This is a genomic window from Rhodococcus sp. IEGM 1306, assembly GCF_036541985.1.
Lineage (GTDB): Bacteria > Actinomycetota > Actinomycetes > Mycobacteriales > Mycobacteriaceae > Rhodococcus_F > Rhodococcus_F qingshengii.
This window is the reverse complement of the sequence record NZ_JAZHFF010000005.1, coordinates 299,054-315,020: the sequence shown is the minus strand read 5'-3', so window position 1 is coordinate 315,020 and position 15,967 is coordinate 299,054. Positions and strand designations below refer to the sequence as shown.

Here is a 15,967-nt window from a genome sequence, read left to right as displayed (position 1 = left end):
TGCTCGTTCGTCACCGACTCGCATCCGTCAATTCCTCGAGTGACTCGAAGATCAGCGAACGAACGACGTCGACGTCCGACATCGCGTCACGGTCGGCATTCAAACCGTAGTAGACATTTCCGTCGTACGACGTCAGGGCAATGCTGAGTGTCTGATTCTTGAGCAGTGGCGACACCGGATACATCTCCAGCATCCGAGCTCCGCCGAGGTAGAGCGGGAACTGCGGCCCTGGCGCATTGGTGATCATCAAGTTGAACATTCGCTGCGACAGACTGCTGGCCGCCCGGGAGCTCATCGCATGCAGCGTCGCCGGCGCAAACCCGGACATTCGCACCATCGTCTGCGCGGTGACCCGCCGACCCTGACGCGCGAATGCCTCCGTCGCATGCGCCACGTGCGAGAGCCGAACCACAGCGTTGGGTTCACCGACAGGCAGGTCGATGAGGAACGAGGAAACATGTCCCGGCGCCTGCGGATCGTCGACGTCGGGACTCTCGGGGCCATCCGTGTAGACCGACATGGGCACCATCGCCCGCACGATGGTCGCCTCGGTCACCGGCTCGCCACGCGAGAGCAACCAGTTCCGCATCGCTCCGGCGATGACGGTCAGAATCACGTCGTTGATCTCGCACCCGTACCGCGCGCGAATGCGTCGATAGTCCTCGAGTGACGTCTTGGCCACCGCGAGGCGTCGATTGCGCGAGATGGTGGCGTTGAGCGGGCTCGACGGGGCAACCTGCGTCGCCGTTCGAACCACTTCTGCGAGCTTTCCCAGCGCGCTCACCGCCTCGGTGACGGACGTGGTCACGTCGTTGAACGCCGCACGCGCCCGCGCGATCCCCTCCCCCGGGCTCGTCACGAGATCCGCCAGCGCGCTGACCAACAAGCTGGTATCGCTCGGCGGCCTGGCGGGCATCCACAATTCTTCGGGGCCGGGCGCTCGATTCTTCTCCGGATCGAAGATCACCTGACTGATCTCGGGAGCCGCCTCGCCGTCCACCAACGACGAATGGGACTTCGTGAAGATGGCAAATCTGTTTCTGCTCAGACCCTCGACCAGGTACATCTCCCACAGCGGTCTCGTGCTGTCGAGAGGTCTCGACGTCAGCCGCGCGATCAGATCCATCAGCTGTTCGTCGGACCCCGGCTTGGGCAGAGCCGATCGACGTACGTGATACGTGATGTCGAAATCCGAGTCGTCCACCCACACCGGGCGGGCCAGCCCGAACGCCACCTCACGAACTCTCTGGCGGTACCGCGGAACCGATCCGAGCCGATCTTCGACCAGGCGAAGCAGTTCCTCGTGATCGATCCCGTTTCGCAATTGCCGGAATATCCCCAACGAGCCGACATGCATCGGCGTCGTCCCGGCTTCGAGGAAGTAGAAGGCCGCGTCCTGAGTGGTCAGTCTGTTCACCATGGCTTCGTGTCCCCTCCTTCGCCGAGATCGAACAGAATCGACAACTCCTCGATGGTCGATTCCGAGCCGACGTGATGGACCCCGACCATCCCGACGGCCACCGCCGCGCGAACGTTCACCTCGAGATCGTCCACGAAGACGAGCTCCCCCGGATCGACGCCCAACCGACTCGCAGCCAACAGATAGATCTCGGCGTCGGGCTTCGCCATCTCGACGTCACCGGACAAGATCACGTCGTCGACCAAGACCCCGTCACCGAGATCCCGCAACCACTGAGCATTGGCACCGCCGGGATCGTTGCTGACGATTCCCGTCACGATTCCGCGGGCCCTCACCGCGCGCACGACCGCGCTCAAGCCGTCGAGATCCGATCCCGGACCGAACAGCACGCCACCGACATCCAACAGAAGTCCCCGCACGCCATCACCCTAAGTCGCGATGGTGATCACGGCGACATCTCGAGCGTTTCGTGTCATGCTTCTCACCATCGCTCGGGGGAGCGAAGTCGAGACGGTTGTCTCGGACGCACGATCATCCGGGGGGATGTCATGGAGCAGGACTGCGCAATCATTCTCGAGCAGGCGCCGCACTTCGAGCCGCACGCACACACCGTCGTGCTGGTGCGGCCACAGTGTCGGCCAGACCGAATGCAGTGTCGAACAGACCGGATGCTGCATCGCCCGCGAAGGTCGCCGCACAACGGAACGTCGCCCAGTGCCGGGTTCACTCACACTCCGGAACCGCGCTTGGCAGGTGCCGACATCTTCTGGAATCGATCGCTTCGCCTGGTTCTCGAAACCGTCGACCGACGACGAAATCCACGACAGCTCAAGGGCGTGTTGACGCCGTCCGTCCTGGAAGTTGTTGCACGACTTTACACTTCGGAGTTTTCGGCCCGAAAGCTGGGCGGCGCGGCCGTTCACCGCACCCACGTTCAAGCAGTGTCGGAGAGTACCGCCGAAGTCTGTGCGACGTACACACGAGGCACGCAGACGTTTGCCGTCGCGGGTCGGATCGACCGCACAGACGGAACAGGCTGGACGGTCACCGCACTACACGTGGTGTGACCGTCCAGCCTGCCGAGTACTACCTGCGCTGGTTTCTCAGCGCTTGCGCTTGGACTTCGGAGCCCGATTGCTCTTCGACTGCGTCCGCGCTGCTTCACGACGTTCGCGACGCGAGGCGGCGCCGTCACCGGAGTCGGCGGCCGAGTCGCGAGTTGCCTTCGCCTTGCCGTCCTCGTCCGGGCCGGTGTACGTCAGTCGTGACGGACCTTCGTCGTCAAGTCCCTTGGCGCGCAACGCCGTCGGGGCAGCAGTTCCGGCAGTCCTGGCCGCAGCTTCCTGCGTCGGGAGCGGCTTGGGTGCCGTGGCCGACGCCGCGGCGGCCGAGCCTGCGGTGACGGAAATTCCGCTCGCGGGCTGAGCCGGCGCTGCCTCGACCTGGAGATTGAAGAGGAATCCGACGGACTCTTCCTTCAATCCGTCGAGCATGCCGATGAACATGTCGTAACCCTCGCGCTGGTACTCGACCAATGGATCGCGCTGGGCCATCGCACGCAGACCGATTCCCTCCTTGAGGTAATCCATCTCGTAGAGATGCTCACGCCACTTGCGGTCCAGGACCGAGAGGAAGACACGACGCTCGAGTTCGCGCATACCGTTTTCGCCAGCGATCGCATCGATCTCGGCCTCACGCTTCTTGTACGCCGCGTGGGCGTCTTCGAGCAAAGCGGTTCGCAGGTCGTCACGACTCAGGTCACTGTTGATGCCTGCGCCGTCCTCCCCCGCCAACGTCTTGTGATCGATGCCGACCGGGTACAGCGTCTTGAGCGCGGTCCACAGCTGCTCGAGATCCCAGTCCTCGACGTATCCCTCAGCGGTGGCGCCGTCGACGTAGGCGGTGACCACGTCGGTGATCATCTGCTCGACCTGACCCTCCATGTCCTCACCCTCGAGGATCTGGCGGCGCTCCTTGTAGATGACCGTTCGCTGCTGGTTCATGACCTCGTCGTACTTGAGGACATTCTTGCGAATCTCGAAGTTCTGCTGCTCCACCTGGGTCTGAGCGCTCTTGATGGCCTTCGAGACCATCTTGGCTTCGATCGGGACGTCGTCGGGCAGGTTCAGGCGCGTCATGATCGACTCGAGTGCCGAACCGTTGAAGCGGCGCATGAGCTCGTCACCGAGCGAGAGGTAGAACCGCGATTCGCCGGGATCACCCTGACGTCCGGAACGACCACGCAACTGGTTGTCGATACGACGCGATTCGTGACGCTCGGTGCCCAGGACGTACAGGCCGCCGGCATCGCGGACCTTCTCGGCGTCCGCCTTGACCTCGGCCTTGACCTCGTCCAGAACTGCGTCCCACGCTGCCTCGTACTCGTCCGGCGTCGTAACCGGATCGAGGCCCTTCTTGCGCAGCGCGATGTCGGCGATGATGTCCGGGTTACCACCGAGCACGACGTCGGTACCGCGGCCGGCCATGTTGGTCGCGACAGTGACCGCACCGGACCGACCGGCCTCGGCGATGATGGTCGCTTCCTTCTCGTGGAACTTCGCGTTCAGGACGTTGTGGGCGACGCCGCGCTTGGTGAACTGCTTGGACAAGTACTCCGAGCGCTCGACGCTGGTGGTACCGATGAGGACGGGCTGGCCGTTCTCGTGGCGCTCGACGACGTCGTCGACCACCGCGTCGAACTTGGCTTCCTCGGTCTTGTAGATGAGGTCGCCGTTGTCGACTCGAACCATCGGACGGTTGGTCGGAATCGGAATCACGCCGAGGGTGTAGGTCTGATGAAGCTCGGCAGCTTCCGTCTCGGCGGTACCCGTCATGCCCGACAACTTGTCGTACAGACGGAAGTAGTTCTGCAAGGTGATGGTGGCAAGGGTCTGGTTCTCCGCCTTGATCTCCACCTTCTCCTTGGCCTCGATCGCCTGGTGCATGCCCTCGTTGTAGCGGCGGCCGACCAGCACGCGGCCGGTGAACTCGTCGACGATGATGACCTCACCGTCACGGACGATGTAGTCCTTGTCCTTGGTGTAGAGCTCTTTGGCCTTGATCGCGTTGTTCAGGTAGCTCACCAGCGGCGAATTCGCGGCTTCGTACAGGTTGTCGATACCGAGCTGGTCCTCGACCAGTTCGACGCCCGCCTCGTGCACACCGATGGTGCGCTTGCGGATGTCGACCTCGTAGTGAACGTCCTTCTTCAGCAGCGGCGCGATGCGCGCGAATTCGCTGTACCACTTGCTGGAGCCGTCAGCCGGGCCCGAGATGATGAGCGGGGTTCGGGCTTCGTCGATGAGGATCGAGTCGACCTCGTCCACGATGGCGAACGCATGGCCACGCTGAACCAGGTCGTCCAACGAATGCGTCATGTTGTCGCGCAGGTAGTCGAAACCGAACTCGTTGTTGGTGCCGTAGGTGATGTCCGCTGCGTAGGCGACGCGACGCTCGGCCGGCGTCATGCCCGAGAGGATCACGCTGGTCTCGAGGCCGAGGGCGCGGTGAACGCGGCCCATCCACTCCGAGTCACGCTTGGCGAGGTAGTCGTTGACTGTGACCACGTGGACGCCGTCGCCGGCGATCGCGTTGAGGTATGCCGGAAGAACGCAGGTCAGGGTCTTGCCCTCACCGGTCTTCATCTCGGCGACGTTGCCGAAGTGCAGGGCCGCGCCACCCATGATCTGCACGTGGAAGTGCTTCTGGTCGATCACGCGCCACGACGCCTCGCGGGCCACGGAGAATGCCTCGGGCAACAGCTCGTCGAGGGATTCCCCGGCGGCGTAGCGCTCACGGAACTCGGTGGTCTTGGCTTTGAGTTGCTCGTCTGTCAGGCCTTCGACATCGGGCGACAGAGATTCGACATGCTCGGCGATGTGCTTGAGCCGCTTGACCATGCGACCTTCACCAACACGGAGCAGCTTCGATAGCGACAGCGACGGCACAGTCTTCTTCGTCCTCAATCTTCGGCGACAGGGGGTCACACACTGAAAATCCGGCCGGGGTCCGAAAACTCCGGCCGGATTCCATGGTAGGCGCTACCGGCGGCGAGCGAGCAAACCCACCACCGATTGGGTCATGTCAGGCGGATCAATCCGTAGTCGAAAGCGTGACGACGGTAGACGACGGACGGCTTGTCCGACTCCTTGTCATGGAAGAGAAAGAAGTCGTGTCCGACCAGTTCCATCTCGTAGAGAGCGTCGTCGATGGTCATCGGCTCGGCCGGGTGATCCTTCGTGCGGACCACGCGTCCGGGGCCGTCGTACTCGTCCGGCTCTTGACCGTTCAGCGAAATGTCCGGTGTGACTCCGAGTGAGTCTGCGTCGACGAGGGAGGCGGTTGCCTCCGCGACGGATACCGGTCGCTTGTCACCGTAATGGACCTTCTTGCGGTCCTTGGTTCGACGGAGGCGACTCTCGAGCTTGTCGATCACCGATTCGAAGGCGGCGTAGAAGCTGTCTGCGGACGCTTCGGCTCGGGCCACCGGGCCTTTACCTCGAGCGGTGATCTCGACGCGCTGGCAACTCTTCGCCTGTCGTCGGTTGCGTTCATGTTGGAGTTCCACGTCGAAGTGGAATATGGAGGGGTCGAAGTGTTCGAGTCGCGCCAGCTTTTCCGAAACGTAGATTCGGAAGTGATCGGGGATCTCGACATTTCGTCCCTTGACTACGACGTCGGATCTCGGAGCTGCGGCATTCTCGGAACGCTCGATGGTGGCGTCCTCGATGAAAAACGAGGCTTGCGAAGGGGTCGTCACTCGTACCTCCCAATTACGGCCCCGCCCCACGGTGGGCGGCGGCAAATTCTGCAAGTACCGAGAGGGGATCCGCCCGGCACCAGTATCGAAGTACCACCTCCTACCAGTATTTTCGGGTGTGCCGCCGACGCTAGTACGTAACGCGCGCGAGTGCCACTGTTCCAACGAAATTCATCTAAGCCCCTGCAAGGACAAGCACGAGAGTTGTCCGAATCCCACTGAGCGAGAGAGCCCGAACCGACTCTGCCGCAGTCGCTCCCGTGGTCAGGACGTCGTCGAGCACGACGATGTCGCTGTCCTGCGCCATGGAAGAGATCGCTGTGGTGTCGAGAGACACACGACCGTTCACATTGGTCACCCGGTCGGCCGCGGACAGCCCGACCGAGTCACGTACGCCCCGCGTCATCCGGAGAATCGGACACACTCGTATCGGACGAGCCACAGCAGAACCGGTTTCGCGCTTTTCGCGCACACTCTCGGCTACCCGGCGCACGGGATCACCCCCGCGAGAGCGCGCCGCGCGGGCGCGTGTGGGTGCCGGCACCAGGACGATCGGGTCCCGAATCCCGGCGCCGAGCTCGCCCCACCGTTCCAGCGTGGCCAATGCACCGGCCACAGCGATCCCCAGAGGCGTCGCGAGGTCCCGACGACCCCGTTCCTTCATCTCGATCACACTGCGCCGTCTGGGGCCGTCGTAGCGGCCGAGTGCCCACACCGGCACGCCCGGGTCGACGCGCGGACTCAGTTGAACCGGATGGTCACGCATCAGTTCCGCGCACTCACGACACCACAGAGTCCCCGTGCGGCCACACCCACCACACTCGCGTGGCAACAACAGATCGAGCAGGCCGGCACCGAATTTCTTGTCCCCCATGGCCGAATCGTGACCTGGGGCACCGACATGAAACCGAGCGCCGACGCGTCAGCCGGGTGGAGACGCGTCAGCCAGGTAGAACCGGGATGGCTTTCTGTCCGGTCAGCACGGTCACTTCACGCCAACGACGATCCCCGGCGGGGTCGTTGTTGTTCAGTTGGAACACCGCGCGCGCGTCGGCCACGTACTCGGTGGTCGGCGACGCATCCACGGAGGTGACGGGAGCCGTCAGGTTTCCACTCGGCAGCGCGTCCATTCGGGAACCGTCGATCGCGACCTGGACGACCGGTATGTCGGCTCCACTGCGCGCGATCACGATGGTGTCGCTGTTGCTCCAGTCGAGCGAGAGCGCGGTGCTGCCCAAACCGGAGGCCACTGCGCGTGGACTCGTCAGGGCGTAGACGCCGCTGGCTGTGCGCACGACTACGGCCAGGTAGACCTTGCCGTCGATGATCATCGCCGCTCGCACACCGTCACGGGAGAGTCGTAGTTCCGAGATCGTGGAACCGACCGACGTCAGGGCCCCGACATCGACATTGGTGACCGACACCCGGCCGGTGCCTGGTTCACGGACGACCCGTACGACGGTATTGCCGTTCACGGCCGCCCAGACCGCGTTGTTGTCCAGCTCCCACGAAGGTCGGGTGATGGCACTGCCTTCGAGTACCGGAACGGATCCTTCGCCGTAGGTCCCGAGCGACAAGTCGAATCTTGTGGCTGGATCCGGCCGAGCAGTGTCCGCGACGGCTGCCACCAACTTGCCGTCCCGGGAGAGAGCGGCCGCTGTGAGGTTGCCCGCAGTGCCCGCGAAGCCGGGCACCGGAGCCGCCTCCTGCTCGGTGACGCTCACCAGTGAGCCGTTGCGCAGGGCGTGCAGTCCGACGGTCGCACTCGTGGTGGCCAGCGGGTTGGTGGATGCGACGTCAGCGGTGGTCCAGCCGTCCGCATGAGCTGCGTCCAGCGGTTCGCCGTCGATCTCCAGTACATACGGTCCCGCGACATCGGCATTGGCGAGCGTCCAAATGACCTGTGCTGCAAACAAACCGCGAGTAGCAGCATCCATCGGGTTGTCGAGGCGGAAGTTGATGCGCACGCCACCGAGCCCGACACCGACCTGTCCCGGCTTGCCGTCGGCCTTGGTGATCGGACCGATCACCGACACGCCATTGCCGAGTTCGTTTCGTACAGCCGGCGCCAGCGCTGCCTTCGGTCCGTCGATCATCAGGCCGATCAGCTGAGCTGCCACCTGGTCCTGTCCGCCGGAAATCCAGCGAAGGTCAGGGACGACCGTCTGACTCGTGGGGTCGAGGAAGAACAACGACTTGCGCTGATAGGCGCCGAGGAACTGCGGGCGCTCCATGATCACACCGGGTGGCAGATCACTGATCCGCCATTCGCCGTCGGTCAACGTCAGGGTCATCCTCGCTTCGAAGCTGCCCTCTTCGGGAACGTACAGTCCGCCCGGATCGAGGCGACCTACCTTGTTCACCCGAATCGTGTACACCGCTTCGGAACTGGTTCGCGATGCGGACAGGGTGTCGATCTTGTCGACGATGACGGCGCTGGACGCGTCGTCCCAGCGCGCCGACGCGTCTTTGGTGAGGTACTGACGTGCTGCGGCATGCCGGTTGGACGGATCGGTACTCGCCTTGACGAAGTCGCGTACCAGCAGGTCCGGCTCTCGCCCTGATGCCGGTGATTCGACGGAGGTTCCGGGCACGGCTGTTGCCAGAGTTCCGATTGCCTGCGGCGACGAGGACTCGGGCAGACTCGCGCACGCGCCGGTCAGCAACAGCACGCTGAGCGTTGTTGCGAGAAGTCCCAGACGACGACGGGTTCCGATCATGATCGATCGCCGCCGCTGGACTCGTTCCGCGAGTCCGGTTCACGCGGCGTCGGCAGGGACGACGTGACCTCGCCGACGGTATCGGCGACGATGTCGGCTTCGCTCGGTGTGCGCACGAATTTGGTGGTCGTCGGCTTGAGCGGCAGCGGACTCGACACGACTTTCTTGCCGCGGGTACGCGAGAGCGTCAGCCGGAAGCAGGCACCGACGCCTGGTTCGCCCCAGGCTTCGAGCTTGCCGTCGTGCAGATTCGCGTCCTCGACGCTGATCGCGAGGCCGAGTCCGGTGCCACCACTGCGGCGCACGCGGGACGGGTCCGATCGCCAGAACCGATTGAAGACCAACTTCTCCTCCCCTGGCCGCAATCCCACGCCACTGTCACGGACGATGAAGGCGAGAGCATTGTCGTCGGCGCGAAGGCGAAGCAGGATCGGCTTCCCTTCACCGTGATCGATGGCGTTGGCCAGGAGATTTCGCAGGATGCGTTCGACGCGGCGCGGATCCACATCGGCCATGACGGGCTCGTCGGGCATGTCCACGATCAGTTCGGTGCCGGATTCGCGGGCGAGATGGCGAACCGTGGAAACCGCCGCTCGAGCGCACATACGCACGTCGAGTTGTTCGGACGCGAGTTCCGCGACGCCGGCGTCGTGGCGGGAGATCTCGAGGAGGTCTGCCAGTAGCCCCTCGAACCTGTCCAGTTCGGCGACAAGCAGTTCCGACGACCGACGCAGCATCGGGTCGAGGTTCTCACTGCCGTCGTAGATCAGGTCGGCTGCCATTCGGACCGTCGTCAGTGGAGTGCGGAGTTCATGGCTGACATCGGAGGTGAAGCGTTTCTGCAGACTGCCGAACTCCTCGAGTTGGGTGATCTGTTTCGACAGACTCTCGGCCATCTCGTTGAAGGACATGGCCAGGCGCGCCATGTCGTCCTCGCCGCGGACCGGCATTCGTTCCTTGAGTCGGCCGTCTGCGAAACGCACCGCGATCCGTGAGGCCGATCGAATGGGAAGGACGACCTGTCTGGCGACCAACAGTGAAATCGCCGCCAGGAGCACCAGCAACACCGCTCCACCGATCAGCAGGGTGCTTCGAACCAGAGAGAGACTTCGGTCTTCGCTGGCCAGCGGGAAGATCAGGTACAGCTCGAGACCGGAGATCGACGACGCGGTGGGGCTACCGATGATCAGCGCGGGTCCGGAGTAACCGTTCGGGTTGGACACTGTCGCGAATTGGTAGCTGATCTGGCCGCGTTTGACGAACTCGCGCAGGTTGTCGGGGATCTGATCGACCGGGCCCGAACTCGTCGGCTGGCGCGGCCCGTCCCCGGGCACGATGAGCACCGGATCGAAGGTGCCGGCCGAACCGGAGGCCTGGCCCGAGGTCTGGTTTCGACGGCTCGTCAGTCCGGACGCCGCGCTCTCCAACTGGACGTTCAGTGCCGTCGAATCGTCGACGCCGGCGAGTTGGTCTTCCACGATGCCGCGGGCACGGTCCATTTCTTCGGTCGCCGCAGTGATCTTCGTTTCCAACAGCCGATCGGTGATCTGGCTGGTGAGCACAACGCCGAGAATGACGATGACGATCAAGGACAGCGTCAAAGTCGAGACGACCACTCGCAACTGGAGCGAGCGTCGCCACGTGTGCGCGAGGGTGTTGCTCATCGAGTGACACCACCGCAGGAATGGCGTCAGCCGTCGGTTGAGACGACGACGCCACCTGGAAACTCCGCTCACGGCGGTCCGGCCTTGTAGCCGACCCCCCTGACCGTCAGAACCACTTCGGGATTCTCGGGATCAGTTTCGACCTTGGCGCGCAAACGCTGAACGTGCACGTTCACCAGACGGGTGTCGGCGGCATGGCGGTATCCCCACACCTGCTCGAGGAGGACTTCACGGGTGAACACCTGGCGCGGCTTGCGCGCCAAGGCGACCAGCAGGTCGAATTCGAGTGGCGTGAGCGAGATCTGCTCGCTGCCGCGGCTGACCTTGTGTGCCGGAACGTCGATCACGATGTCGGCGATGCTCAGCAGTTCGGCCGGTTCTTCTTCGGTACGGCGCAGGCGAGCGCGCACCCGCGCCACCAACTCCTTCGGCTTGAACGGCTTCATGATGTAGTCGTCCGCACCGGATTCGAGGCCGAGCACGACGTCGACGGTGTCGGTCTTGGCCGTCAGCATCACGATGGGCACACCGGAATCCGCACGCAGAACCCGGCATACGTCGATGCCGTTCATTCCGGGAAGCATGAGATCGAGCAGGACCAGATCGGGCCGAGTCTCACGCACTGCCGCGAGCGCCAGGGTTCCGTCGCCTACCACGTAGGGATCGAAACCCTCACCACGCAGCACGATCGTGAGCATCTCGGCGAGTGCCGTGTCGTCGTCGACAACCAGAATCCTTGGTTTCATATCCCTATCGTTGCATCTCGGAGCGATGAATCAGACCGTTACGTGGCCGTGCGGCGTGCCGCGTCTTTCCCTCTACTGTGCCGGAAAGTTCGAATCACGGCCGCAAGGGTGACCGATCACGCGAAATCCGCGAGCCTGTGCGCCAGGTCGGCCGGGTCCGTCTCCGGCCCCACGATCCACCAGGGTGAGACCCAGGCCGTCGCTGCCAACTGCGTGTACAGCTCACCGGTTCTTGCTTGCAGGCCGCCGTCGCGCTCGTAGGCGTCGAGCTGACGCGACGCGTCCTCGGCCTCACGCGAGCGGGCGCGCTGCTCGGCGAGCGCTACCGGTACGTCGAGGTACAACTGCAGATCGGGAGCGGGGAGAGCGAGTCGGCCCAGCTCCAATTCACGGACCCAGGCGACCATCTCGCCGTCCACGCCCTGATGCACGCGCGCCGCGTTGTAGGCGGCGTTGGACGCCACGTAGCGGTCGAGGAGAACAATGTCGTTGGTGGACAACAGTTCCGAGATCCGATCCGCAGCACCGGCGCGGTCCAAGGCGAACAGGACTGCCATCGCGTTCACGGATTCAGCCAGATCTCCGTGTGATCCTTTGAGTGCCTCGGCAGCAAGATCCGCGTGGATCGACTTTCCGTACCGCGGAAAATCCAGAGTTGCGATCGACGTGCCGCCGCGGCGGAGTTCGCTCTCCACTTTGCCGATCAACGTTCGCTTTCCAGCTCCGTCGAGGCCTTCCAATGCCACCAGTGTTCCCACGGCGGACAAGCCTATCCCCCGGCCTGCTTGCACAGACCGGGGGACGGCGGGCACTACATTCTCAGCGACGAATCACCGAGTCAGTAGCGGTAGTGCTCCGGCTTGTACGGGCCTTCGACGTCGACGCCGATGTACTCAGCCTGGTCCTTCGTGAGCTTGGTCAGCGTGCCACCGAGTGCCTCGACGTGGATCTTGGCGACCTTCTCGTCGAGGTGCTTCGGGAGGCGGTAGACCTCGTTGTCGTACTCGTCCGGCTTCGTCCACAGTTCGATCTGTGCGATGACCTGGTTGGAGAAGCTGTTGCTCATCACGAACGACGGGTGGCCCGTCGCGTTGCCGAGGTTGAGCAGGCGGCCTTCGGACAGCACGATGATCGAGTGGCCGTCGGCGAAGGTGAACTCGTCGACCTGCGGCTTGATGTTGATCCGCGTGACGTCGCCGGACTTCTCGAGGCCGGCCATGTCGATCTCGTTGTCGAAGTGACCGATGTTGCCCAGGATGGCCTGGTGCTTCATGGCCTTCATGTGCTCGAACGTGATGATGTCCTTGTTACCGGTGGACGTGATCACGATGTCGGCCCAACCGATGGCCTGCTCGACGGTCTTGACCTCGAAGCCGTCCATGAGCGCCTGAAGGGCATTGATGGGGTCGACCTCGGTGACTGCGACGCGAGCGCCCTGGCCACGAAGTGCCTCGGCACAACCCTTGCCGACGTCGCCGTAACCACAGACCAGCGCAGCCTTGCCACCGATCAGAACGTCGGTGCCGCGGTTGATGCCGTCGAGCAGCGAGTGGCGCGTGCCGTACTTGTTGTCGAACTTGCTCTTGGTGACCGAGTCGTTGACGTTGATCGCGGGGAACGTGAGTTCGCCGGCAGCGGCAACCTGGTACAGGCGCAGAACGCCCGTTGTGGTCTCCTCGGTGACGCCCTGGACGGACTCCGCGATTGCCGTCCACTTGCCCTTGTCGGACTCGAGGGACTGACGCAGAAGTGCGAGGAAGACCTTGTACTCGTCGGAATCCTGGTCGTCGTCCGTGGGCGGTACGACGCCGGCCTTCTCGAACTGTGCGCCCTTGAGCACCAGCATGGTGGCGTCGCCGCCGTCGTCGAGAATCATGTTGGCGGGCTCGCCCGGCCAGGTCAGCATCTGCTCCGCTGCCCACCAGTACTCTTCGAGGGTTTCACCCTTCCAGGCGAAAACCGGAACGCCCTTGGGCTCTTCCGGGGTGCCGTGCGGACCGACGACGATGGCGGCGGCAGCGTGATCCTGCGTGGAGAAGATGTTGCACGAAGCCCAGCGGACCTCGGCGCCGAGCGCCGTCAGCGTCTCGATCAGAACCGCGGTCTGAATGGTCATGTGCAGCGAGCCGGAAACGCGAGCGCCCTTGAGCGGCAATACCTCTGCGTATTCGCGACGAAGCGCCATGAGGCCGGGCATCTCGTGCTCTGCCAGACGGATTTCCTTGCGACCGAACTCCGCGAGCGAAAGATCTGCAACTTTGAAGTCGATGCCGTTACGGCTCTCGGCCACGGGCGTTGTTGAAACTGAGGTCGTCATCTGCCTCTCCTGGTTGACGTGCAAACTATGCACAAGCCTATCGGTGTACCAGGCTATCGGTTAGACGCCCTCTCCCGCCCGCCCCTCTCGCGCCACGTCGATGAAGGGCCCGAGCAACGTGCCCAGATCCTCCGCCACCGAAGCCCCGGACTCCGGCGGCATCGAAATGTAGCTGAGCCCGAGACGCGCGATCGCCCTGGCCAAGATCCCGGCATCAGCGGGTGACGCCTGTATCCACCCTCGCTGGAAACTCTCCGCAAGCCGTGACGACGCCCGCTCGATGATGACCGCGCTGTCGGTGGTGATCAGGCGAAGCAGGTCCGGCTTGGCCTCACCGGTGAGGAGTGAGATCACCAACGGGTCGGTTGCACTGGAGGCGAAGAACGATCCGAAGCCCGCCATCAACGCCTCGACTGCACGTCCTTCGTTCGCCACCATGGCCTCGTCCACGGCGTCGACGAATCCGTCGGCAAGGCGAAGCGCGTACGCCTCGGCAAGCCCTTGCCTCGAACCGAACTCGTTGTAGAGCGTCTGACGACTCACACCGGCATGCTTGGCCAGAACTGTCAGCGTCACCTCGGACCAGTCGCGCTCGGTCAACAACTCACGCATCGAATCGAGCACCGACGTACGCAGCAGCAGGCGCGACGCTTCTTTCTGCGGCAGACGAGTGGGCGTCGAAGTCATGGTGACGACACTACCGCCGCACTCAGGTCTCTTCGACGCCGACGCATCTCACCGTCGTTCGACCTCCACCATGAAGAAGTCACTCTTCGCCGCCCCGCAGTCCGGGCAACTCCAGTCGTCGGGAATGTCGTCCCAGCGAGTGCCCGGCTCGATACCGTCGTCCGGCCAGCCGACCGCCTCGTCGTACTCGAATCCGCACTGCGCGCACTGATACAGCTTGTAGTCGTTCATGATTCACTCCCCGCCGGTGCCGGCATCGTTTCGAAGTCCAGCTTTTCCCTCACGCCGCAGTCCGGGCAGCACCAGTCGTCCGGAACGGCATCCCACGGCGTACCGGCCGGAAACCCTTCTCGTGGTGCACCCTTCGACTCGTCGTAGACGTATTCGCACACCGGGCATCGGTAGCTGCTCATCACGCTGCTCCGTACCGAGCGAGGATGCGATCGCGCTTGGACGGCTGAACGTTGACGCGGGTGATGTCGCCGCCGTAATGCGCAAGGACCTTGGGATCCATCACTTTTCGCCACAGCGGCGGAACGTAAGCGAGCATGATCATGCTCGCGTAGCCGCTGGGCAGGTTGGGTGCGCCGTCCATGCTTCGAAGCGTCTGATACCGACGCGTCGGGTTCGCGTGGTGGTCGCTGTGACGCTGGAGGTGATACAGGAAGATGTTGGTGCAGATGTGATCGCTGTTCCAACTGTGCTCCGGTGCGGCGCGCTCGTACCGCCCACTGTCCAGACGACGACGCTTCAGTCCGTAATGTTCGAGGTAGTTGACGGTTTCGAGCAGGCAGAACCCGAAGACGGCCTGCAGCACCAGGAACGGCAGCACCGAGAGCCCGAAGACGGCGACGAGGACACCGAAGAGTACGACGGACATCAACCACGAATGCAGGACGTCGTTGCGAATTGTCCACGGCTTCTTACCCAGTCGATCGAGCCTGGCTTTTTCCAGGGACCACGACGAGCGCAGAGATCCCCACACACTGCGCGGCAGGAAGGTCCAGAAGCTCTCGCCGAAGCGAGACGACGCCGGATCCTCGGGCGTGGCGACCCGCACGTGGTGTCCACGATTGTGCTCGATGTAGAAGTGGCCGTAAAACGACTGCGCCAGAGTGATCTTCGACAACCAGCGCTCGAGATCGTCCTTCTTGTGACCTAGTTCGTGTGCGGTGTTGATCCCGATTCCTGCGACGCAACCGATACTGATCGCCAGACCGATCTTGGAGATCAGCCCCAGTCCCCCGTCGATTCCGAGCCAGGACAGGTCGGTCGCCGACCAGAGATAGCAGGCCACGACCAGGCTGGCCAACTGGAACGGTATGTAGATGTAGGTGCAGTACCGGTAGTACTTGTCGTTCTCGAGGCGCTCCATCACCTCGTCCGGCGGATTCTCGCCGTCCGGACCGAAGAAGATGTCGAGAATCGGGAGCAGAATGTAGACGAGCAGCGGTCCGATCCACCACCACACCGGCGAGATCGCATTCCATCCGAGACTGTTGAACAACGCGACCAACCCGACGGCAATGAAGACCGCCGTCGGCGGTACCAGGCCGAGCAGCCAGAGATACCTCTTCTTGTCGCGCCACTGCTCGGGTGGGAGCGTCTGCCCGGACTGCGAGTTCACGTGCGTCGACACGGTCTGCCTCCTCGA

General features: G+C 63.5%; 15 protein-coding genes. 1 reads left to right on the top strand and 14 read right to left on the bottom strand.

Going from position 1 to position 15,967, the window contains the following annotated elements; genetic code table 11:
• Positions 1–10: 10 nt before the first annotated feature.
• Positions 11–1,420, bottom strand: coding sequence for a WS/DGAT/MGAT family O-acyltransferase (locus V3587_RS16930; RefSeq protein ID WP_095969099.1), 1,410 nt, complete (start codon positions 1,418–1,420; stop codon positions 11–13).
• Complete coding sequence (locus tag V3587_RS16925) at positions 1,414–1,839, bottom strand: HAD-IA family hydrolase (RefSeq protein WP_283377003.1); 426 nt, start codon at positions 1,837–1,839, stop codon at positions 1,414–1,416. The genes V3587_RS16930 and V3587_RS16925 overlap by 7 nt, the downstream gene beginning before the upstream one ends.
• 129 nt (positions 1,840–1,968) lie before the next feature.
• On the opposite strand from V3587_RS16925, the gene V3587_RS16920 reads away from it, so the two are divergent.
• Positions 1,969–2,487, top strand: coding sequence for an Rv3235 family protein (locus tag V3587_RS16920; RefSeq protein WP_283377002.1), 519 nt, complete (start codon positions 1,969–1,971; stop codon positions 2,485–2,487).
• Between the two features lie 36 nt (positions 2,488–2,523).
• Here the strand turns inward: V3587_RS16920 and secA are convergent, their stop codons facing one another.
• The 12 genes from secA to V3587_RS16860 all read right to left on the bottom strand — a co-directional run bounded on the left by secA (position 2,524) and on the right by V3587_RS16860 (position 15,952).
• Positions 2,524–5,367 (bottom strand): preprotein translocase subunit SecA, encoded by a 2,844-nt coding sequence (secA, locus tag V3587_RS16915; protein WP_124566403.1) that lies wholly within the window; start codon positions 5,365–5,367, stop codon positions 2,524–2,526.
• Positions 5,368–5,498: 131 nt separating this feature from the next.
• A complete protein-coding gene (gene hpf, locus V3587_RS16910; protein ID WP_003940893.1) occupies positions 5,499–6,179 on the bottom strand; it encodes a ribosome hibernation-promoting factor, HPF/YfiA family in 681 nt (226 codons plus the stop codon).
• Positions 6,180–6,354: 175 nt separating this feature from the next.
• Positions 6,355–7,053 carry a ComF family protein gene (locus V3587_RS16905; RefSeq protein ID WP_283377001.1) on the bottom strand — a complete coding sequence of 233 codons (699 nt, stop codon included), beginning with the start codon at positions 7,051–7,053 and terminating at the stop codon, positions 6,355–6,357.
• Between the two features lie 67 nt (positions 7,054–7,120).
• Positions 7,121–8,899 carry an MtrAB system accessory lipoprotein LpqB gene (gene lpqB, locus V3587_RS16900; RefSeq protein WP_124566405.1) on the bottom strand — a complete coding sequence of 593 codons (1,779 nt, stop codon included), beginning with the start codon at positions 8,897–8,899 and terminating at the stop codon, positions 7,121–7,123.
• The gene (mtrB, locus tag V3587_RS16895; RefSeq protein ID WP_095969093.1) at positions 8,896–10,635 is read right to left on the bottom strand and encodes an MtrAB system histidine kinase MtrB; all 1,740 of its coding nucleotides are present in this window, start codon (positions 10,633–10,635) and stop codon (positions 8,896–8,898) included. Before mtrB ends, lpqB begins: the two co-directional genes overlap by 4 nt.
• Entirely contained in the window at positions 10,632–11,309 is a 678-nt protein-coding gene (mtrA, locus tag V3587_RS16890; RefSeq protein WP_003941013.1) for an MtrAB system response regulator MtrA, read from the bottom strand. Before mtrA ends, mtrB begins: the two co-directional genes overlap by 4 nt.
• Before the next feature lie 116 nt (positions 11,310–11,425).
• Positions 11,426–12,067 (bottom strand): dTMP kinase, encoded by a 642-nt coding sequence (locus V3587_RS16885; RefSeq protein WP_095969092.1) that lies wholly within the window; start codon positions 12,065–12,067, stop codon positions 11,426–11,428.
• An 80-nt stretch (positions 12,068–12,147) separates the two neighbouring features.
• Positions 12,148–13,626, bottom strand: a complete 1,479-nt coding sequence (gene ahcY, locus V3587_RS16880) for an adenosylhomocysteinase (protein ID WP_003940766.1) — start codon at positions 13,624–13,626, stop codon at positions 12,148–12,150.
• Positions 13,627–13,686: 60 nt separating this feature from the next.
• The gene (locus V3587_RS16875; protein ID WP_095969091.1) at positions 13,687–14,313 is read right to left on the bottom strand and encodes a TetR family transcriptional regulator; all 627 of its coding nucleotides are present in this window, start codon (positions 14,311–14,313) and stop codon (positions 13,687–13,689) included.
• 48 nt (positions 14,314–14,361) lie between these two features.
• Positions 14,362–14,544: a rubredoxin gene (locus tag V3587_RS16870; RefSeq protein WP_095969090.1), complete on the bottom strand. Its 183-nt coding sequence runs from the start codon at positions 14,542–14,544 to the stop codon at positions 14,362–14,364.
• Positions 14,541–14,726 carry a rubredoxin gene (locus V3587_RS16865; protein WP_095969089.1) on the bottom strand — a complete coding sequence of 62 codons (186 nt, stop codon included), beginning with the start codon at positions 14,724–14,726 and terminating at the stop codon, positions 14,541–14,543. The genes V3587_RS16870 and V3587_RS16865 overlap by 4 nt, the downstream gene beginning before the upstream one ends.
• Positions 14,726–15,952, bottom strand: a complete 1,227-nt coding sequence (locus tag V3587_RS16860; protein ID WP_235171902.1) for an alkane 1-monooxygenase — start codon at positions 15,950–15,952, stop codon at positions 14,726–14,728. The genes V3587_RS16865 and V3587_RS16860 overlap by 1 nt, the downstream gene beginning before the upstream one ends.
• Between the last annotated feature and the right edge of the window lie 15 nt (positions 15,953–15,967).

Coding starts and splice junctions, on each gene's coding strand:
- V3587_RS16865 (WP_095969089.1), bottom strand. CDS start 14,726: ATGAGCAGCTACCGATGCCCGGTGTGCGAATACGTCTACGACGAGTCG.
- ahcY (WP_003940766.1), bottom strand. CDS start 13,626: ATGACGACCTCAGTTTCAACAACGCCCGTGGCCGAGAGCCGTAACGGC.
- lpqB (WP_124566405.1), bottom strand. CDS start 8,899: ATGATCGGAACCCGTCGTCGTCTGGGACTTCTCGCAACAACGCTCAGC.
- V3587_RS16870 (WP_095969090.1), bottom strand. CDS start 14,544: ATGAACGACTACAAGCTGTATCAGTGCGCGCAGTGCGGATTCGAGTAC.
- mtrA (WP_003941013.1), bottom strand. CDS start 11,309: ATGAAACCAAGGATTCTGGTTGTCGACGACGACACGGCACTCGCCGAG.
- V3587_RS16920 (WP_283377002.1), top strand. CDS start 1,969: ATGGAGCAGGACTGCGCAATCATTCTCGAGCAGGCGCCGCACTTCGAG.
- V3587_RS16930 (WP_095969099.1), bottom strand. CDS start 1,420: ATGGTGAACAGACTGACCACTCAGGACGCGGCCTTCTACTTCCTCGAA.
- V3587_RS16875 (WP_095969091.1), bottom strand. CDS start 14,313: ATGACTTCGACGCCCACTCGTCTGCCGCAGAAAGAAGCGTCGCGCCTG.
- V3587_RS16905 (WP_283377001.1), bottom strand. CDS start 7,053: ATGGGGGACAAGAAATTCGGTGCCGGCCTGCTCGATCTGTTGTTGCCA.